Origin of the sequence: Sphaerospermopsis sp. FACHB-1194, from assembly GCF_014696235.1 — a bacterium.
GTDB classification, from domain to species: Bacteria; Cyanobacteriota; Cyanobacteriia; order Cyanobacteriales; family Nostocaceae; genus Sphaerospermopsis; species Sphaerospermopsis kisseleviana.
In genome coordinates this window covers 1-21,012 of the sequence record NZ_JACJPU010000020.1, presented here as the reverse complement: position 1 = coordinate 21,012, position 21,012 = coordinate 1, and the positions used below count along the sequence as shown (strand labels likewise).

17 protein-coding genes are annotated in these 21,012 nt (G+C 38.3%); 6 read left to right on the top strand and 11 right to left on the bottom strand.

Going from position 1 to position 21,012, the window contains the following annotated elements; translation table 11 throughout:
• Positions 1-191: 191 nt before the first annotated feature.
• Entirely contained in the window at positions 192-332 is a 141-nt protein-coding gene (locus H6F45_RS13240; RefSeq protein ID WP_190347394.1) for a hypothetical protein, read from the bottom strand.
• 39 nt (positions 333-371) lie between these two features.
• Here H6F45_RS13240 and cas6 point away from each other — a divergent pair, with 39 nt between their 5' ends.
• Entirely contained in the window at positions 372-1,514 is a 1,143-nt protein-coding gene (gene cas6, locus H6F45_RS13235) for a CRISPR-associated endoribonuclease Cas6 (RefSeq protein WP_190347393.1), read from the top strand.
• Between the two features lie 127 nt (positions 1,515-1,641).
• Here cas6 and H6F45_RS13230 read toward each other — a convergent pair whose 3' ends face one another.
• Entirely contained in the window at positions 1,642-3,057 is a 1,416-nt protein-coding gene (locus tag H6F45_RS13230) for a Rieske 2Fe-2S domain-containing protein (protein ID WP_190347392.1), read from the bottom strand.
• 210 nt (positions 3,058-3,267) lie between these two features.
• Between H6F45_RS13230 and H6F45_RS13225 the strand changes: the two genes are divergently transcribed.
• The gene (locus tag H6F45_RS13225) at positions 3,268-4,080 is read left to right on the top strand and encodes a PAP/fibrillin family protein (protein WP_242052615.1); all 813 of its coding nucleotides are present in this window, start codon (positions 3,268-3,270) and stop codon (positions 4,078-4,080) included.
• A 422-nt stretch (positions 4,081-4,502) separates the two neighbouring features.
• Here H6F45_RS13225 and H6F45_RS13220 read toward each other — a convergent pair whose 3' ends face one another.
• Together H6F45_RS13220 and H6F45_RS13215 are read right to left on the bottom strand one after the other, a co-directional pair.
• Positions 4,503-5,849 carry a GTP-binding protein gene (locus tag H6F45_RS13220; RefSeq protein WP_190347391.1) on the bottom strand — a complete coding sequence of 449 codons (1,347 nt, stop codon included), beginning with the start codon at positions 5,847-5,849 and terminating at the stop codon, positions 4,503-4,505.
• Positions 5,850-6,175: 326 nt separating this feature from the next.
• Positions 6,176-7,150 carry a metal ABC transporter substrate-binding protein gene (locus tag H6F45_RS13215; protein ID WP_137667772.1) on the bottom strand — a complete coding sequence of 325 codons (975 nt, stop codon included), beginning with the start codon at positions 7,148-7,150 and terminating at the stop codon, positions 6,176-6,178.
• A gap of 90 nt (positions 7,151-7,240) precedes the next feature.
• Between H6F45_RS13215 and H6F45_RS13210 the strand changes: the two genes are divergently transcribed.
• Both H6F45_RS13210 and H6F45_RS13205 read left to right on the top strand, forming a co-directional pair.
• On the top strand, positions 7,241-8,068 hold the full coding sequence (locus H6F45_RS13210) for a metal ABC transporter ATP-binding protein (RefSeq protein WP_096569518.1): 828 nt from the start codon (positions 7,241-7,243) through the stop codon (positions 8,066-8,068).
• A gap of 265 nt (positions 8,069-8,333) precedes the next feature.
• A complete protein-coding gene (locus tag H6F45_RS13205) occupies positions 8,334-9,194 on the top strand; it encodes a metal ABC transporter permease (RefSeq protein ID WP_096569515.1) in 861 nt (286 codons plus the stop codon).
• A gap of 495 nt (positions 9,195-9,689) precedes the next feature.
• Here H6F45_RS13205 and H6F45_RS13200 read toward each other — a convergent pair whose 3' ends face one another.
• From H6F45_RS13200 to H6F45_RS13185, 4 genes are all read right to left on the bottom strand, one after another.
• Positions 9,690-10,280, bottom strand: coding sequence for an exopolysaccharide biosynthesis protein (locus H6F45_RS13200; protein ID WP_190347390.1), 591 nt, complete (start codon positions 10,278-10,280; stop codon positions 9,690-9,692).
• A gap of 359 nt (positions 10,281-10,639) precedes the next feature.
• Complete coding sequence (locus H6F45_RS13195; RefSeq protein WP_190347389.1) at positions 10,640-12,316, bottom strand: SulP family inorganic anion transporter; 1,677 nt, start codon at positions 12,314-12,316, stop codon at positions 10,640-10,642.
• Between the two features lie 864 nt (positions 12,317-13,180).
• The gene (locus tag H6F45_RS13190) at positions 13,181-13,513 is read right to left on the bottom strand and encodes a hypothetical protein (RefSeq protein ID WP_190347388.1); all 333 of its coding nucleotides are present in this window, start codon (positions 13,511-13,513) and stop codon (positions 13,181-13,183) included.
• 119 nt (positions 13,514-13,632) lie between these two features.
• Entirely contained in the window at positions 13,633-14,742 is a 1,110-nt protein-coding gene (locus tag H6F45_RS13185; RefSeq protein ID WP_190347387.1) for a sodium-dependent bicarbonate transport family permease, read from the bottom strand.
• A 982-nt stretch (positions 14,743-15,724) separates the two neighbouring features.
• On the opposite strand from H6F45_RS13185, the gene H6F45_RS13180 reads away from it, so the two are divergent.
• Positions 15,725-17,017 (top strand): recombinase family protein, encoded by a 1,293-nt coding sequence (locus H6F45_RS13180; protein ID WP_190347386.1) that lies wholly within the window; start codon positions 15,725-15,727, stop codon positions 17,015-17,017.
• Between the two features lie 538 nt (positions 17,018-17,555).
• On the opposite strand, the gene H6F45_RS13175 is transcribed toward H6F45_RS13180, so the two are convergent.
• From H6F45_RS13175 to H6F45_RS13165, 3 genes are all read right to left on the bottom strand, one after another.
• The gene (locus tag H6F45_RS13175) at positions 17,556-18,308 is read right to left on the bottom strand and encodes an amino acid ABC transporter ATP-binding protein (RefSeq protein ID WP_096569496.1); all 753 of its coding nucleotides are present in this window, start codon (positions 18,306-18,308) and stop codon (positions 17,556-17,558) included.
• Between the two features lie 107 nt (positions 18,309-18,415).
• On the bottom strand, positions 18,416-19,438 hold the full coding sequence (locus H6F45_RS13170; RefSeq protein WP_190347385.1) for an amino acid ABC transporter permease: 1,023 nt from the start codon (positions 19,436-19,438) through the stop codon (positions 18,416-18,418).
• Positions 19,439-19,626: 188 nt separating this feature from the next.
• The gene (locus H6F45_RS13165; protein WP_190347384.1) at positions 19,627-20,553 is read right to left on the bottom strand and encodes an ABC transporter permease subunit; all 927 of its coding nucleotides are present in this window, start codon (positions 20,551-20,553) and stop codon (positions 19,627-19,629) included.
• Positions 20,554-20,648: 95 nt separating this feature from the next.
• Here H6F45_RS13165 and H6F45_RS13160 point away from each other — a divergent pair.
• Positions 20,649-21,012 (top strand): hypothetical protein (locus tag H6F45_RS13160; RefSeq protein WP_190347383.1); only part of this gene is annotated, 364 nt, incomplete at its 3' end.

The following is a 21,012-nucleotide window of genomic DNA, read 5'->3' as shown; positions in this document are numbered from 1 at the left end:
TGCCAACTGAAACTGATGAAACGCTAGAACTATTCAATTATCAAGGTTCTGGCGATTTGGCGGACCCCCCAGGGTTTTTGACCCCGCTCTAGGTCTGCCAAATTTATCCTGATCTAAGAGTAAAATTTAGCAACCTACTTGTCAAGAGTTTTTTTGTTACAAATAATTACTGCACTCTTTCTATTTTATATTCAAGTCCCGACTCCTGACTCCTGACTCCTGACTCCTGACTCCTGACTCCTGACTCCTGACTCCTTGATCTCCTGACTCCTTGATCTCCTGACTCCTGACTCCCCACTCCTCACCCCATCCCCACCAGGGGACCAAAACATAGTATAATACAGAAAATCACATTATGTAGCCTCAAAATCATGCCCAGAACAGCTACATCCAGCAAACGCAAAACCCCATCTAAAAATACTCCTCTAGTATGGGCAGATAATAGCGAATTAGTCGGCCTAGTCTTTGACCTAGAAGCAACCAATTCCACATACCTATACTCACAATACACCATCGGACTTCATGCCTGGTTTCTAGATCAAGTCAGACAAATTAACCCTACCCTGTCCGCATATCTTCATGATGGAGAGTCAGAAAAACCCTTCAACATCTCAGCTTTAGAAGGCCAACTGCTTCCCGCAGGTAAACAACTACAACTGCAAGCAAACCAAACCTATCGCTGGCATCTTCACACATTTTCCCAACCAGTAGTAGAGTTTTTAAGTCAGTGGTTAACCCAACTCCCACCAACCCTAAATTTAAGAGATGCTTCCCTACAAATAAAAAAAGTTAGTATTCTCCATCCACCAACTACATATCACCAAATCCTACAATCATCCCTCGGCAAACACACAAACATTAATCTTAGCTTTATTTCCCCTACCAGTTTTCGCCGCAAAGGACATCATTTCCCCCTTCCCGTTCCTGTTAATCTTTTTCATAGTTACCTCAGACGCTGGAACGACTTTTCAGGAATGTCCATAGAACAAGATCCCTTTTTAGAATGGATAGATGAAAACGTCATCATTCACAAATACCGCTTAGAAACAGTAAAAGTTGCAGCCGGTAAAAGAGGTTCAGTCACAGGTTTTACAGGAGCGATATCTCTGGGGTTGAGTAAAACAGCATTAACCAACAGAGAATTTACCCAATTATTTTATGCCTTAATTCAACTTGCTCCCTACTGTGGCACAGGACATAAAACCACCTTTGGACTCGGACAAACCCTGTTAGAATGGGTAGAACCAGAAACCAATACATCAGCAGAAATTATCAACAACCTGCTACCAGAACGCATAGAAGAACTAACAGCAATATTCACCGCAACACGCAAACGCACAGGAGGCGATCGCACCGAAAAAATAGCCACAACTTGGGCGACAATATTAGCAAGACGAGAAATGGGCGAATCATTAAAAGTAATATCCCAAGATTTAGAAATCCCCTACTCCACCGTCAAAACCTACGTTAAATTAGCCCGTAAAGAACTAAAACAATTGACAATTGACAATTGATAATTGACAACTTCCTCATTCAAACTTGACAGCAGCTTTCAAGTATTTTTACCACACCCTTCTTATTCTCTAATTCTCTTACTCCGCGCCTCTGCGTCTCTGCGTGAAATAAAAAAATGTGATTTAATTATCCATTATCCGGTAAATTTCTTGGTGGTATCAACCGCCCCTGATAAAACCGTTTTTCCAACCTACCCAAACCAAACCAAATTCCTGCACCACCAACCACAACCAAAGACAGAAAACCAACAGTAAAAATATCCTGCTGCTTATAAACAAACATCAGCAAAGGAAGCAACCCCCAAACCAAAACTGTTAACCCTGCAACCCCCATCCGCAACTTTTGTAAATTAGCCAAAGCACCCCGACAACTAGCACATTTTTTTGTATGGGAGTGGTATCTATCTAACAACTCTTCCTTTGATAATGGTGGTGAGAAACTTTTTCCAGGAAACGGATCAATACTATATTGATTCACCCAAGAACGCAATTGAAATACAAATAAATCTGCCTTAGTTGGCAAATAAAACGCCTTAGTAAAATTCTCACTTCCACCCCGTGCGGCTAAATATCTTTCTTGATGATGTAAGAAAATTTGATCATCTTCTAAAACCCCATTTTGTCCAATGTGAGAATACCAACGGGGAGTTAATTTTAAAAATATTCCTGGTAATTTAGCAGAAAACTTAAAAGGAAAAATCGCAAATAACCGACATTCACCTTTACGAATTGGAGTAGCATAAACAACAGTTAAAGTTCTACCAAACTGTTTAGATGTCAAGTCATGCCACATTAAACCAGGAGCAATAAAAGTAGTATATTGTTTTCCTAAAGTACCTTTGCGGGGTCCTTCTTCCCAAATTCCTTTAAATCCCCATTTTCCTGATTCTACTACTTCTAATTCCACAGGAGCAACATTAGCGCGGTTGCCGACGGTACGGTGATGGGTGTAAGGTATATGACTAGAATCTAAGACATTTTCCATTAACGTCAAAGCATCATAGGGAATATCTCTAAAAGTATTGAGACAAACCCAACCTTCCGGTTCTTCTTCTAAAATATCAACAATGGGAACTTTAGTTTTAGAGGCATTTTCCGCAGTTCCCGGATAAACAAATAACATTCCTTGTTTAACGGTGGTTGGGAATGAAGTTACACAAGCACGTTGAGAAATTTCTGCTTTTCCTCCTGCGACTTGTTGGGGAATGCGATCGCATTTTCCCGTGCCTGAAAAAGTCCAACCATGATAAGGACATTCTAACAATCCATCTTCATTAATTCTACCTTCTGATAGAGGCGCTAAACGGTGAGGACATTGATCTAAAAATGCTCGCCATATATGCGCGTTATTATCCCACCATAAAACCAGATCCTTCTCTAGCAAAGTGAAGCGAGTAGGCTGGGTTTTGTCTAAATCTTCCACATAATGAACAGGATACCATACCTCTTGCCAATCAAAGCGATCTGGATCGAGTCCACCAGCGGGAAGTAATTCTGTGGTTATGGTTGGAGATGCGTTTGACTGGATAATGCTGTTGGACATGATAGAATTAACAATGATTGTAAATAATGTTTATTACCCCAAAACTAAGATAACAATTTTTTAATAATTTTGGCAGATAGATTTCAAAAATCAGCTTATGATTGAACCGCAAAGTACGCAAAGTACGCAAAGGTAAGAGAGTTTCAGAGAGTTTTTGGTGTTGCTGCGGTTATTTTGGCAAAATTGGGATGTTCCGCAGAAATCAGCCAATTGTCTAAAATTGTATTACTCAAGTATTTTAACAAAAAAAGTAAAACTATGATAGTAGATGCGGGAAAATGTACAGCAGCGAAAACAGAGTTACGTCAAATATTAGCTGCTTGTGGTGGTAATACTAAAGATCAAAATGTCATTGCTGCAATTGAAAATCTCCAATCTTTCAACCCGACAAAAGCACCAGCCCAAAGTGGTAGTTTAATGGATAGTGAATGGTTGTTGATCAGTGCGCCAAATTTTCCCCAAGGTGAACTACTAGCAAATGGCAAATATGCTTATACTTTGGGGCGTTTGGCTTTTAATATGTTTCAACCAACAAAATTAAAATTAGTAATTGATCGCGTTTTGCAACCTGTGTTTCCAGTAGGAAATGGAGAGCAAAGAACTCATGATATTGTGGTGGAATTTACAACTATTGATGAATCTGTTCCCCAACTTTCGGGAATTGTAATCAACCAAGGAATTTGTCAATCTGTCAGTGATACATTGCTACAAGTTCAGTTTACAGGAGGAATTTTAAAACCGCAATCTACAACCAATTTAGAAGATTGGAAAGCGGTTTTTAGTGAACAAGGTAAACCAGAAAAAAGAAGTTGGCAAGATATTTTGATGTCTGGTTTTTTAAAGTTGATGTTTGGTTTAGTTCCTCCACAAACTATGAATCCTGAAACTGGAGAAGTTTCGTTTATGATGAATCGTTCTCCTAAAGGACGTTTAGAAATTCTTTATTTAGATGAAGAATTAAGAATTACTCGTGGAGAAAAAGGAACTGTTTTAGTTTGTGAAAGACTGGGTTCAAACAATTGACAATTGACAATTGATAATTGACAATTAATTGAAAATGTTTGTTTTTACCTTGTAGGGGCGTTCGCGAAGCGTGCTGGAAGCATCAGCATTCGGGTGATAACCTAAGCTGTTGTGCATTTAATTTGTATAAGTGGAACAGGCAAGATGCCTGTTCCACAAGAGTTCAGAATATTAGGATTATACAATTTAGCTGTGTAACAGCTTAAAACAATTGATAATTGACAATTGATAATTGACAATTAATTGAAAATTTTTGTTTTTACCTTGTAGGGGCGTTCGCGAAGCGTGCTGGAAGCATCAGCATTCGGGTGATAACCTATCACTGAAACCAGTTCATATTCTGTCCGAATGCTATACGCCCTGACGATTAATGAATCGGTGTTCTAGGTACTAAAGAAGCAACAATTATCAATTATCAATTATCAATTATCAATTATTAATTCTTCCTTTAAACGATACAAAATTGTATTTTTATCAACTTGGGTCAAAATCTCCTGAATGACGGTATTAGCGCCCAATTGTCCCCACGTACAGCCTTTTTCTAAATAGACCTGTGCAGCTTTACCCACAGCATAAGCACCATAACCAGCAATACCGCCTTGAGCGATCGCACTACCAGCAAATGTAGTAATATTCAGAGGATTATCACCACTAGCAATAACAGCAGAACTTTTACCTAAACCTAATACAAAACTACTGCCTATTTCTCCTAATAATAAACCACCGGAACTCAATAAAATCGTTCTTAATAAATTTGTTGCTTCATAGCTAGTCATGGGTAAAGAATATAATCTAGCTAAGGAACGAATTAAAGCTAAATCTGTAATTACACCACCAATAATATCTAAAAAAGCGATAGGATTTAACCCGATAGCTAAAGCTTTATATGTTGCGAACTTCCAAATAATATCTTCCGCTTCTTGTTGCCGAAAATCAACAGTTTTTTGGGCAATAACTTCTTCAGCTTCCCGCGCTTGAATGAGTGCATTTAAAGCTAAGAGCGATCGCCCTTCTCTATTTAATATATGCAAAATTGTTTGTTTCAGTTCATCTACCTGGGGAGGTGGTGTTTCCCATTCATAACTCACACTTCCATCAGGATATTCTACTCTGACTTCCATCGGTGCAGGTTCTGCTGCAACCATGACAATTTCATCAGGTAATAATGGTGTCGCTTGGGGATCTCCAGCACCTAAAACTTGTAAATTCTGATAAATGCTTTTTCTATCTGTATCAGGATACAAATCAATTTTATTAAATACTAAAATCAGCGGTTTTTGTGCTTGACGTAATTGCAGCAATGCTTGATACTCAGTTCTAGTAATATCTCCCGACACCACAAACAAAATCAAATCAGCTTGCTGTGCCACATCTCGCGCCATTTGCGCCCTGGTTTCTCCCTCAATCTCATCTAAACCAGGTGTATCAATTAATTCGACAATTACCTTACCACCTGGTTTCCAACGTAGCGATCGCGGCCATTGAGTCACACCATTCAGCGGTCCAGTTTGCAGAATTTTTTCCCCCAGCAAAGAATTTAACACCGCAGACTTACCACGACTCACCAAACCAAAGGCCGCTATTCTCACCACATTAGAGTCTAGTTTGCTAAGTGTGGTGGTTAAAACCTCTATTTCTGGTTTTACCAAACCTGCTAATTCTTGTTTAGATGATAGCTGGCCTGACTTGCGGAGATATCCATACCAAGATATCGCTTGTCTAAGACTAGCACGGGCGCGGTTTAAATGAGTTTCTTGCAGTTGAGACAAGGTGACAGCAAAAAAATAGATTACATATCTATTTATATCGAAAATTTGAGCCTTGTGACTGCTGCCTTAACAATTGATAATTGATAATTGACAATTGACAATTGACAATTGACAGTGGTAGCATCCCAATTTTGACAACATAAACGCAGCAATACTAAAAACTCTCTTAAACCCTCTTAACTTTGTGTCCTTTGCGTTCTTTGCGGTTCAATCAGATCAAGCCTGGGAGAAAATGCAAGATTGCAAAAAAATAAACTTACACATTTGGGATGCTCCCTTGACAGTGGATAATTAATTATCAATTATCAACTATCAATTATCAACTATCAACTATCACCCAAAGCTTCAACAATGGTGCGGGTATTGGCTTCCATCATTTTTATGTAAGTCTCTGCCTCGCTTCCTTTTTCACCAATAGAATCAGAGTAAAGTTGATTTGGTGCAAGTTTCACACCAGCATCTTCCGCTACCGTTTTGATTAAAGCGGGATTAATTGTAGTTTCCGCAAAAATTGCCGGCACACCTATTTTTTTAATCTCATCAACTAATTGTTTCACAGTCTGGGCGCTTGGTTGTTCTTCAGTGCTAATCCCTATTAAAGTTCCGGCAATTTCCAAACCATAAGCATTAGCATAATATTGAAAAGCATCGTGGGTAGTAATCAATTTGCGTTTTTCTGGGGGAATAGTTTGAATTTGTTGTTGAATCCAATTATTTAATTGTTGTAATTCATTTGTCAATTTTTTTGCATTTTGAGTAAATTTTTCTTTGTCCTCTGGTGATAACTCAATCAATGAATCTCTAATAGCATTTACCATAGAGATAGCATTTTCTGCACTGCCCCAAACGTGAGGATCGGGGACAATTTGCCCTTGACTTTCTTCTAGTTTTAAAGGTTCAACAACTTCTCCCACCGCTAACTTTTTCGCTTTTCCTCCAGCAGCATTCATTAACTTAATAATTCCCGGTTCTAAGTTGTAACCGTTATATAAAATTAAATCCGCTGTTGCCAAAACTCGACTATCTGCGGGTACAGGTTCATAAACGTGCGGATCTGCACCTGGTTGGAGAATACCAGTTAAATTTATTTCCTCTCCTCCAACCTCCTCCGCCAAATCAGCAATGATAGTGCTAGTTGCTACAACTTGCGGCTTACCATCCCCCGGTGGTTGCGACTCAGAAGGAGTACAACCAAATAAAACCAAAGGTAGAAATATTCCCAAACAAAACGGGGAAATATGGAAAGCAATCTTTGTTTTCTTAAACACAGTGCGGCAGTCTATCCCTGACATTAGTTTCATTTATCTAATTGATTAATTCAAATTATTGGTTTTTTCATTTTTTTCTCATTTTTATAGTAAGCTCAAAGAATAGATATTTTAAACACCGATATGCAAAATATTTCTTTTTACCAAACATTCAATTTATTACGGAGACAGTCACAGGAAATACCTGTACAAACGAGAAAATCTATTGATATGAGTTCTCAAGCAACCATTAACATATCCCATTTAGGAGTATATTACCGCACACAAGAAGCTTTACGGGATGTGAACTGCATCATCAAACCAGGAAAATTAACAGGAATTTTTGGACCTAATGGTGCTGGTAAAAGCACACTAATGAAAGCCATGTTGGGATTAGTTCCCAAGAGTAGCGGTAACGTCTTGTATGAAAATAAACCTTTAATGCAGCAACTAGAAAAAGTTGCCTACGTACCACAAAGAAGCCAAATAGACTGGAATTACCCCGCTACAGTGTGGGATGTAGTGATGATGGGGCGTGTAAAAAAAACAGGTTGGTTGCGTAGTTTCTCGGCTGTTAGTCGCCAAGTAGCAAAAGCAGCCTTAGAACGGGTAGGAATGAAAGAATACAGCGATCGCCCTATTGGAGAACTATCAGGAGGACAACAACAGAGAGTATTTTTAGCCCGTGCATTAACCCAACAAGCAGAAATTTTTTGTTTTGACGAACCCTTTGTAGGAATAGATCAAAAAACCCAAACAATAATTTTTGAAGTTTTTCACGAACTAACAGCAGCCAATAAAATTGTATTAGTAGTAAACCACGACTTAGGCGAATCAATCACCCATTTTGATGATTTAATTTTACTGAATTGTGAACTAATCGCCACAGGTTCACGCCAACAAGTTCTCACAGAAGAAAACCTACATCGTGCTTATGGTGGAAAAGTCATCTACTTCAGTGATGCAGCATAATAAATTATAATTCAGGAGTCAGGAGTCAGGAGTCAGGAGTCAGGAGTCAGGAGTCAGGAGTCAGGAGTCAGGAGTCAGGAGTCAGGAGTCAGGAGTCAGGAGTCAGGAGTCAGGAGTCAAGAGTAAAACCTGCTTGATAGTTGATTTTTGGATTAAATTTTGTACTTCATTTACCTGCAAGATACTGTAATTATTTTATCTATCTCTTCCTCTTCCTTCTCTTCTTCCTTCGTGTACTTCGTGCCTTTGTGGTTCATTCTCATTTATGTTAAACACACTCATTGAACCATTACAATATAGCTTCATGCAACGTTCATTAATCATCGCCATATTAGTAGGCTTATTATGTGCGATAGTTGGTAGTTACTTAATGGTACAAAGACTAGCATTACTAGGTGATGCGATCAGCCATTCCGTACTACCAGGACTGGCGATCGCCTTCATGATAGGTGCTAATATTTTTATTGGGGCGTTTATTGCCGGGATATTAAGTACCATAGCCATAGCATTTATTAAAACCCGTTCCCCCATCAAAGAAGATGCAGCAATGGGGATAGTATTTTCAGCTTTTTTTGCCCTTGGTATTACCCTAATTACAATCATTCAAAAAAGCAATAAAATCGACCTTAATCATTTTTTATTTGGTAACATTCTCGGCGTAACAGTTGACGAAGTGCGAGACACAGCTATCATTGCTGCTATCGTTTTAATCATCGTTTTTTTACTATACAAAGAACTGTTATTTTACACCTTTGATCCATTAGGCGCACAAGCCGCAGGTTTACCAATTAATCGTTTAAACTTTGGTTTAATGTTGTTAATTTCTTTAACAATTGTCGCCAGCATGAAAGCTGTAGGCGTGATTTTAGTATTATCACTATTAATTACCCCAGGGGCAACTGCATATTTATTAGTAAAACGATTACATGAAGTAATGATTTTAGGGGCGGTAATTGGTGTAATTTCTAGTATTAGCGGAATGTATCTGAGCTATTTTTATAATTTACCTTCTGGACCTGCGATTGTGTTGGTTGTTTCGGGTTTATTTATCTTAGCTTTTTTGTTTAGTCCTAGACATGGAATTTTTCAGCACGCTGGAGGCAAACAGCAGAAAACAGGAAGTTAGGGAATATCACCTTTTACCCATCTTCACAGAAGATGGGCAAAAAAGCGATCGCTCTTGTTAAATTCTTCCTGATTTAGCAGACACCCCGGCGGAAATACATAAACCTTAATTGATCAATTACCCTCAGGTGGAACTGGGGGTTTCACTAAAACATTTTTCGATTATATACAAAAAAAATATTTGCATAACCGAAACTTTCCGGATCTAGTCAAAATCCCTACGGATAAGAAAAACAGTAGATGCACCTTAATTTAGATCATTACCCTCAGCCATTAGCTGGGGGTTTTATTTGAGCAATTTTGAATTGCTTTGAATTGCTTAGTTTTGTATTTTTGTGAGCAAAAAAGTTCTTTGACCAATAGAACTTTAATTGAGTGTGAATTTCTATGAATCACTTTTTCCTCAGCTTTTTAGGCTGGGTATTTTATTATAGCGTATTCTTTAAAGAAAGGGTATTTTTTAATAAAACTTTATCATTTCCAGAAAACCGCAATTTTAAAGCAAACCAGCAGCTGACCAGACTGCATAACCAATCAGTGCAAATAACAACGTAATCAAAGCTGTCATCACATAACAAATACATATTAGCAATCCATCCGATTCAATACTGGCAACAGCAAAAAGTAAAATACCGATGGTAGGGATAGGATTGGTAAAGGGAACAGGTGACATTAATAGAACAGTCAACCAGGAAATACAAAAGCCATTAAATCGCCAAGTCAAATCATGAGAAGCAATTTTTGTCAAGCGAGGACGAGTAATTTTTTCTAATAATGAAGTGACTCGACATAAGTTTTGCAGGATAACTTGAGCAAAGGGGCGAGGAAATTGATAAGTAGCGATTTTTCTAGGTAGCCAAGGCGATCGCCTACCAAATAGCATCTGCAAAGACAAAAGCAAACAAGCAGCCCCAAAAGGACCAGTTAACCCTGGAGGCATGGGAAACAAAAACGGTAAAACTAATAATGCAATCACCAAGCTAAAACCCCGTTCTGAGGTTTCTGTCAGCACATCACCTAGAGTTAGTGACTGTTCTGATAAACGTTGCAGTAAAGACTTTATCTCTTGAGAAAATCTTAAATGCATTGTTCTGGGAGTTTATAGGAATTACCATATTCAAAGGCAAAGTTTGAAACAGGATTGTTTCGATCATATAAATTTTGTGCACATCTTGCCCACCTTTTTTCCCATACCACGCTCCCAAAATTTTTCAAATGCTAGGTAATCTGTTTTTACATTGTATCTGCGAAGACATAGCATATTTCATTGCTATGAGGTACAAATAATAACATAGTGTTTCCCAGTCTCATGAGGTACACCCTAATTCATTTACTATTCCCTGTCTCCACGACAAGACTTTCTCAGCAAACCCTATTTAGATAAATAAACCCCAACTTTGTATCACAAAATTGAGGATTATTGTTTTTGACTGATAGAGCTAGAGCTTAGACAACAGGTGTATTTCTTTGATCTGTCATGCTATCAACTAAAGCTGCCGCTTGTTTGAGTGCTTCTGTTCTGTCTACTATCAAGTGATGGGGAGGTAACAAACTTAAAACTCCCAAATTTTCCAGACGTTTCTTAACTTTACCTGTTGTACCAACAAGAATCACTTGACGACCTTTTTCACAAGCTTCTCGAATAGCACCTTCAAGAGTTAAAGAAGCTGTTACACCCATCATTGGTACATCACTCAAGTCAAAAACAATTACATCACAATCTTGAATGGCGTTATGTTCACGAGAAATGGCTTTAGAAACACCAAATATCATCGCGCCACTTAAATAGAATAGCAAAATCCGACCATTGGCTTGATCTAACAAACCCTTTTCTTCTTCACTTAAATCAATGTTATCATCAGCATCACTGATAGCTTTTACAGTTTCTGAATTCATACTGGAAAGACGTTCAATGGTTAAGATGTTGGCAATAAATACACCCACACCTACAGCCACAATTAAGTCTACAAACACAGTCAAGAGTAACACACCATACATGATGATAGAACCCTTGAGAGAGACTTTGTGAGAACGTTTTAAGAAACTCCAGTCCAGAATATCAATACCCACTTTTAACGCAATACCCGCCAAAACAGCCATTGGAATATCTTTAGTTATACCAGCAGCACCCAAAACTACCACTAATAAAACCAACGCACGAGTAATACCAGAAACTGCCGTTTGCGCCCCAGTTTGGATATTAACCACAGTTCCCATTGTTGCACCCGCACCGGGTAAACCACCACACAAACCAGAGACAATGTTAGCAATACCTTGACCAATTAATTCTTTATCAGATTTGTGTTCTGTCCGGGTTAAGCTATCAGCAACTACCGCAGTTAATAGGGTATCAATACATCCCAACATCCCCAACATTACCCCATCAACTAACATCAGGGTTAGGTTTGATAAGGTGAAGGTTGGCATTTGGATTTTGGGTAAACCAGTTTCAATTACACCAATACGTTTGATATCAGCATCACCAAAAAAGATAATTGAAACTACAGTTACTACTATTAAAGCAATTAACTGAGGGGGAACAATACGTTTAACTTTTGACGGCGTTAAATAAATAATTGCCACCGTCATCACACCCAAAATCAAAGCAATGGGGTTGATATTTGCTAATAAATCCGGCAGGTTTGTGACTATTCCTAAAACTCCACCTTTGGGGGTTGACTGTCCCAGGAAAGGTGCTGTTTGCAAAATAATTAAAATCACCCCAATTCCTGACATAAAGCCAGAAATTACACTGTAGGGCATGAGGGTGATATATCTCCCTAACTTGAAAACACCAAAGATGATTTGAAATAACCCTGCTAACATGACTACGGTAAAAGCCATAGCCAAACCGTTTTCTGGGTCTTTTGCTGTGAAAGAACTGATAATACCGGTAATAACTACAGTCATTGGACCTGTAGGTTCAGAAATTAAGGTAGGTGTACCACCAAACAAGGCAGCAAACAAGCCTACACACACAGCGCCATAAAGACCGGCAACAGGACCAGCACCGGAAGCAACCCCGAAGGCTAAAGCTAGTGGTAGAGATACAATGGCGGCAGTCACACCGCCGAAAATATCACCGCGTAAATTACGAGTATGAATGGTGTTAGTTATTTCCATTAGTGGATGCTCAATGACAACAGAATTGTACGGTTTAAACAGGTTGTTTCTGTCTAATGACATTCACAATTTTAGTCATATAAAAACATCTACACTTATCTCTTAGAAACTCAAATGTGAGGAGAAATGTAATTATGTTATATTTATTTACAGTGATAATTATTGGGTGGCTTTGATAATTCCCATTTTGTGAAATAGTGGGATTATCTAAGCTACCTTTTCTCTCACGTTGAAGGACTGAGTTCTATCTGATTGTTGGTGTGGATGTTTGCTAAAATTGCTAGAAAACTGGCAATGGCTAGATATATTTTAGATATCTATGAGACTTGACAAAATGATTTTTTAAAAAATGTGATCATTTTTGGGCATTTGCATTTTGGTGAGTTGAAGATTAAGTGTTATGTCCGGTGATACTAGGTAAAAAGATTTTTATGTGACTGGAAAATACTGTTACTTAGTTGCACTTAAATTGCGTTTATTAACAGAAGTAAGCGAAAATAAACGTAACAGAGTTGATCCTAGACACAAAAAACCAGAACTTACTCTAGTAAACAATAAAAATAGCATACAGCCTTTAGCACTCAAAAAATTATTTTTTGAATGTATTTCTTGAATGCAATATTTAAATATATGATCTTCCCACGCCTGTGGTAAAGTTACGAATTTTTCTGTATTTCTGGGTATTTTAAAAAATGTTTAGCCTTCTGGTCTCATTGTCAAGACTGATGATACTAAGTACGTGAGCAAAATTAATTTAACATTTTTGGAATAAACAAGAATTTCTATATTTCTTAAACGCTTTGAGTAACGACCATCAAAAAACCGGGGTCATGCCCCGGCTTTTAAACTCTGCGTCGTTTCGACTCAACAGCCGTCTGGTCCACAGAAATGTCTTCCGTACAGTACCTCTGCTTCACAGATATAGATAATGCCCGCATAATCGGTAAAAAATGTAATTGCGACCTTATCTGCTATATTCTCCGCCATCTCCCGTGTTTCGGTGAGTACCTCGAACTTCACATTTGAATCGGTGTCAGCAGTATTGGGTTTACCGGTAGAGCGCACGTTACGACTACCTTTACCGCCAGTATCCACCACTGTGTAACCAGTCGCTCCGCATTCTTCAATGATCTTGGCGACCTTTTTGAGCAGCACCTTTTCGGTGACGATGACGAGCTTGTTGGCACGCTTGGACATATTGATTACCTCCTTACCTACGTAACTTGATATTATATATTTTTGTTATGCAAACCCAATACTGAGTTGCTTAGTCTGCCGGGTCAAAGGAGCGCCAACAGACCACGACCCCTCTGGGATTAGCCGCCGATCGCCTGGGCAAGCCCGACAAAGAAGGGTATACACAAGCCGATTGCAACTGGTGTACCAATGGCTGTGGATGCACCTATATAAGCGGAGGGGTTAGCTGAAGGAATACCTGCCCGCAAGGTAGGAGGACCGGAGATATCGGAACTAGAGGAAGCGATAACAGCTAGAACTACAACACCACCCATGCTGAAGTTCATGGTGTAGTGAGCAATCATACCTAAACCGAAGGCAATTAACCCATGTATAAATGGTGCTATCACACTATACACAACGTACCATTGAGCTACCTTACGCAGTTCACCAACCCTTGACCAAGCTTCCATACCCATAACCAACATCAAGATCGAGAGCAAACCACGAAAGGCGGGATCGTAGAAGCTTTTGTAGACACTTTCCGGCTGGGTGAACAGTCCCAGAGCTAGACCTAACAACATGGCGGATAAAGCAGGACCACGGAGACTTTCCTCGATGATTGGCCATATCTTCACTTTATTCTCACCGGGATCTTTCTGCTGACTGAGATACTCCTGTCTGGTAGTGGGATAATCGCCTGCCGCCACAGCCTGCTTGCTGAAAGACTCCTGCATGGCAGATTCGCCGGCTTCTTTAAGTTTCCTCTTGTTGAGGTAAATATTAGCTACCACAATGGCAGTTACAAGGGCGGGGATATCCATGAAGGGATAGAGTGCGCCAGTCCATGCTTCAAAGGGAATTTTTTGTTCTTCCAGTACCGTCAGACCGGCAGCCATTGTAGAACCACTCACCGCACCAAATAACCCCCCGGTGGCGATCGCATCCACAGTTCTAACTTTAGGCAGCTTGGCCAATGTGTACCGGGCGATGAATACAACCCCAATACCTGTGATTACAGCAAACAATGCGGGTAAAACCATATCCAACAGATTGGAATTACGGATCGCAATTCCACCAGTCAAACCGATTTTGGTCAGCAGCATGAAGACGATGATCGTACAAATTGACTCTGGAATTACCAATTCGCTACCCAGAGCAGCAATGATCATTCCACCAATCAAAAAGGCCAGTGTTGGGGACTGCAACTGAGCAATAAAGTCCGTAATAAATAAGGACACAAAATCCACGAATACCTCCTTGTGACTCCTCTGATCAGGAGCATTGCAATAAATAAACTAAATGAACTTTAAAGAAATAAAGAAAGAGTGAGACTCTTCACACCTACAGCACGGGTTTTTACCGCAGACTGAAATTACAAGCACTTAGCCACACCAAAACAACTATTTTCAACTGCCAAAAACTTGATCGCTAATAATGCAACTATGATTATTTGGTAATAACAACCCTTGGTAACAATTAAAAATTTTGTCACCCAGTTTACTATTAGTTGAAAATATTAATGTTGGCTAATTTCTGTTGATGTAATTTCCAGAAGTTAAGCTGTCAAAATAAAAAGTAAAGAGTGTTTATTAACAGCCTTTTCATTTTTATGTTGCGGTAGAGGATATACTAATGTTGATATAAATATGTAATTTCAACATTTAAGTTTTATTAAAACTTTTTTCTCAAAATACATTTGTCAATGCTCCTCAAGTAGTGCTTAACTGTTTTCTAGGTACAAAAAACAGCAAGTGTAAAATATCTTGCTGATTTGTAATTATGTTTGACAATTTACATGAATTGTGAATTAAGGTTCTACTTCAGGAGAAATCCTAGTTACCTTGAAACACAATCATGCAGAACTATCTACCCAGTTTGGTTTTTGCAGTTGAAACCGGGGATCAACTGTTTGATTACAAATAGCATACAGCCTTTAGGTCAAAAAAAAATAACCCAAAGACATGAATTATAAAAAAAATATTATATACCTCATATAAGCAGAAGCTTATATGAAAGCCCAAAATTGGCTGTGTTAGTCAATGTATAAATTTTATTCTATGAAAACCATTATTTATTTATGAGGTATTGACAATCTGAGGGTTAAAGCCACGGAGATTTTAAGTAAGTCGCCATGAAAAAAACAGTTCAAAAATCAATAGTTATGGATCTAGAATTATCAAACAGAATTCTTATTCAAGTCATTTCCCACAGCAATGAGAAGGAAAACAAATGATAATTATTGCCTACAGTTATACTCACCCACTATTGGAAACTACTCCCGATGAAGCTAGTTGGGGTTGGGAAGTAGATCACATTTATCAAGACCTGGGAGAGCGATCGCAACTACAACAATTAATAAGTGACTGTGAAACCGAACCTGCAAATTATCTGTTGATTCGACGTTTAGAAGAATTGGGAGATACATTAGCACAAGTGAGCGATCGCCTCAACCAATTAGAAGCTATGGGCGTAATAGTCATTGCTACTGAACAACAATATACATCTGAATCTGCTAAATTCCGTGTCGAACTCCTCAACTTACTCCAAGAAATTCAGCGTCAACAACGTAGTCGCCGCATCCGTCAAGGACACGCTAAAAATCGTCTCGAAGCCTTACCACCACCAGGTAAAGTTCCCTATGGCTATCGTAGAAGCAAAGACAAATATATTATTGATCGCAGTACATCACCTATAGTCAAAGATTTTTTTGACAACTTTCTACTTTATGCTTCTCTACGCGGTGCTGTTCGTTATCTAGCCAAAAAATACGCTAAAAAAATCTCTGTCACTACCGGCAGACGTTGGTTAACAAACCCCGTTTATCGTGGTGATACCGCTTATCAAAATGGAGAAATTATTTCTGACACTCACATAGGTATCATTTCCAGGGAAGAAGCAGCGCAAGTTGACAGACTTTTACGCCGCAATAGTCGTTTACCATCTCGTACCGCTAGTGCGCCCCATTCTTTAGCGGGGTTAGTTGTTTGTAGTCAATGTCAGTCTAGAATGATAGTCACTCGTGTTACCCAGCGTTTTCAAGAACATGAGTATTTATATTTACGCAATACAAATTGTCCCCAAAATCCTAAATGTCGTGCTATTCCTTATCAAGATGTTTTGGAAAAGACAATTGAAATTGTTTGTCAAGATTTACCTTTAGCAGTTGCAGGAATGAATTTTCCCCAATTAGATACTATTAAAAATAGTTTAAATCATAAAATTGCACATCAACAACAAATCCTTGAACAGTTACCCACCTTGATAGAAACTGGAGTTTTAGATCCAGAAACAGCTAAAATCAGAGCTTATAAACTTCGCACAGAAATTTCTCAAATGCAAGCCAAATTAGCTATTCTCCCTCCTGTCAACTTGCGTGCTGTTGCTGAAGTTGTTTCTATTCCCCAATTTTGGTTAGATTTATCAGAAGTAGAAAGACGATTTTATTTAAGAGAATTTATCCAGCAAATAGAGATAATTCGTCAAGGTGAAAACTGGCATTTACAGGTAAATTTCATTTTTTAATAAGTTTTAATAAGTAGGGGTTGCTGATAGCGGAGCGTGGCGTAAGCCTTCAATAATGGACAATTACAGCTATTTTCAGGTAAATAAACCACATTTTGATTTAGGTTTCTTGATTTAGGTTTCGCGTCAAAAATGTAGGGGCGAAGCATTCGGACAATTAATTATCGGTTTTTACCGAAGACTATCATCCGAATGCTTCGCCCTGACTGTGGTCTAAGAGGATGTTTTAAAAGTCCCTCATGATGTATCAAAAATTTTAGATCCCCCTAAATCCCCCTTGAACAGGGGGACTTTGATTCTAGTTACCCCCTTATTAAGGGGGGTTAGGGGGGATCTGCAAGTGTATAAAGTCACCATCTAAAACTTTTCAAACAACCTCTAAAGACATAAAAACTGCTGTAACAATTAAAAATTGACAATGAAACAATTATCAATTGTCAATTGTCAATTGTCAATTGCTAAAAGTCTTTTCGTGGAAATCAGGAATTGGTGATTCAAAACCTACCGACTCCTAACTCCTGACTCCTTGATCTCCTACCTAAAGAATTTGTGATAAAAACTTCCTTGTTCTCTCTTCCTTGGGTTCAGTAAAAAACACATCAGGAGTTGCTTCTTCAACCAAAAAACCACCATCCAAAAACACCACTCTATCAGCAACTTCCCGCGCAAAACCAACTTCATGAGTTACAACCACCATCGTCATTCCCTCACTAGCAAGGTTTCGCATCACATCTAAAACTTCTCTCACCATTTCCGGATCTAACGCAGAAGTCGGTTCATCAAACAACATAATTTTTGGTTGCATAGCTAACGCACGCGCAATAGCTACCCGTTGTTGTTGTCCCCCTGATAACTGTCCTGGATATTTATTTGCTTGGGCTAAAATTCCCACCCTTTCTAACAGTTGCATTGCTAATTCTTCCGCTTTTTGTTTTGGTAATTTACGTACCCAAATCGGTGCTAAAGTGATATTTTGTAAAACTGTTAAATGGGGAAATAAATTAAACTGTTGAAACACCATCCCCGCTTCTCTGCGGACAGCTTCAATATTTTTTAAATCACTACTTAAAGTAATTCCATCAATAGTTATTTTTCCCTGTTGATATTCTTCCAAAGCATTAAATGTTCTGATAAAAGTTGATTTTCCTGAACCGGAAGGACCCATTAAAACAACAACTTCACCCCGGTTGACTGTTAAACTCACTCCTTTAAGAACGTGAAATTTACCATACCACTTATGAACATCCTCAGCGATAATAATTGGTGCTTTTATTGTTTCTTGTGCTTTCATATATTTCAACCTCAATTGAATAATTGTCTATAGCTGTAGACAAGGTAATTAGAACATTTAGTAAAACGATAACTTATACAATTAAAAGCTTTTAATACTGTCACCTGTCACCTGTCACCTTGCTTTTCTAACCTGCGAGAAGCTAAAGACATTGAATAACAAAATACCCAATAAATTGCCCCAATAAATATATAAACTTCTGCATATCTCCCTAAAAATCGCGGTTGTGCTAAAATAGAACGAGCAATTCCTGTTAATTCCACCAAACCCACTAAAGATAACAATGAAGTATCTTTAAATAAACCTATAAACTGTCCCACAATTGCCGGAACTACAGCGCGTAAAGCTTGGGGCAATATAATTAATATTAACACTAAAACTGAATTTAATCCTAGTGCCTTTCCTGCTTCAAATTGTCCCCTGGAAATTGATTGTAAACCACCGCGTACATTTTCAGCCATATAAGCAGCACTAAATAAAACCAGTCCCGCAATTCCTCTAATTAAGCGATCTAAACGTAAATCATTTGGTAAAAATAAAGGTAACATAACTTGGGCAATAAACAAAATTCCTATTAATGGTAGTCCTCTAACTATTTCAATATAAAGAATAGAAAACCAGCGAATTATCAATAAATTACTGGTTCTTCCTAATGCTAATAATACTCCAATGGGAAAGGAAAGAACAATACTAACAATTGCCATTAATAATGTTAACATCAACCCATTCCACAGATTTGTGGAAACAGATTTTAAACCAAAACCTCCTCCAATTAACCAGATATTAATTGCAAAAGATAATAACCATGCTGGTGCAAGCCAAGGTGTGATAAATTGAGAAAATCGGTTTTTGATGGCATTTTGTTTTTTAGTAAATAAACTCCAGGTTATCACACTTAAAGTTGTGATGATTCCTAAAACTATCCACAAACGCCAATATAAGGTTTTAGGAAATCTCCCCACTAAAAATAAATGTAAATTGGCTTGAATAACTTGCCATTGTGCTTGAGTAAATACCCAAACTACTATTCCTTTAATTATCCAAAAGAGAAAGATTAAACACAGAATACTTAATACTGTATTATACCAGTTATTAAAGAGATTTTTCCTTAACCAAGTTAATTTATTCATGGGTTATTGTTTATTTATTGTTGTTCTCGTTCCCATACTCTGTATGGGAATTAATTATAGAAGAATCTGGCTTCTATTAAACCATAGTCAGAGACTATGTGATAGCATTCCCCGTCTCAGACTGGGAACGAGATAACAATTATCAATTGTCAATTGTCAATTGTCAATTGTCAATTATCAATTGATAACTATCTTTCTTTGATCTGAAATTTATGATTGATTAAATTCATCATCAAGGAAATAATTAAACTAAGAGTGAGATAGGTAAGCATAATTAATATCATCACTTCTACAGCTTTTCCCGTTTGGTTAAAAGTGGTAGAAGCAACAAAATAAATATCTGGATAACCAATAGCGATCGCCAAACTAGAATTTTTAGTTAAATTCAAATATTGACTGGTAAGTGGGGGAATAATTACCCGCAAAGCTTGGGGAAAAATAATCAACCGCATTAACAAAGTTGATTTTAAACCCAAAGATAAACCCGCTTCCCATTGTCCCTTAGCTACTGATTTTATCCCACCTCTGACAATTTCGGCAATAAACGCACCTGTGTAAAAAGTTAACCCTAATAACAATGTCGAAAATTCTGGAGTTAAGTTAAAACCCAGAACTTCTAAACCATTTTGACTAAGTTTAATGAAACCAAAAACAGAAATTTTATTTTCTAAATTTGGTAAACTCAGAAAAACTGCAAAGTACCAAAATAACAACTGTAATAATAAGGGTGTGTTTCTAAAAATCTCCACATAAACTAAACTGATATTTCTCACTAACCAATTATCAGATAAACGCGCAATTCCCGCAGTTATTCCCACAATTGTTGTGAGGATAATTCCCAAAATTGCTACACGCAAGGAATTAATTAACCCAACCCATAAAGCACGCAAATAGGTATCAGTGGGATTATAGTTAATAGGAGTTTCGCCAATATCAAAAGACGCTTGTTGCTGGAGAAAATCAAAACCAAAGTTAATTCTTAATTGCTGTAAGTTGCGGTTGACATTTATCCATAATATAGTAACTATAGCTATTGCTAAAATGACAGCTATAACTTGTGTTGTAATTTGCAAAAAACGATAATCACGCCATATCGGTGGTTTGGAATTAGTCATTATTCATTAGTTATAGTATTTACCAAGCTAGTGAGGTACAGAGTTTTTTATCTTAGGGAATTGGGAATTGGTAATTGGTAATTGGTAATTGGTAATTGGGAATTGGGAATTGGGAATTGGGAATTGGGAATTGGGAATTGGGAATTGGGAATTGGGAATTGGGAATTGGTAATTGGGAATTGCTGATTAAAAAACATAAAATTGATTACCCAGTCACCAGTCCCCAGTCACCAGTCACCAGTCCCCAGTCCCCAGTCACCAGTCACCAGTCCCCAGTCCCCAGTCACCAGTCCCCAGTCACCAGTCCCCAGTCCCCAGTCACCAGTCCCCAGTCACCAGTCACCAGTCACCAGTCACCAGTCACCAGTCCCCAGTCACCAGTCCCCAGTCACCAGTCCCCAGTCACCAGTCCCCAGTCCCCAGTCCCCAGTCCCCAGTCCCCAGTCCCCAGTCCCCAGT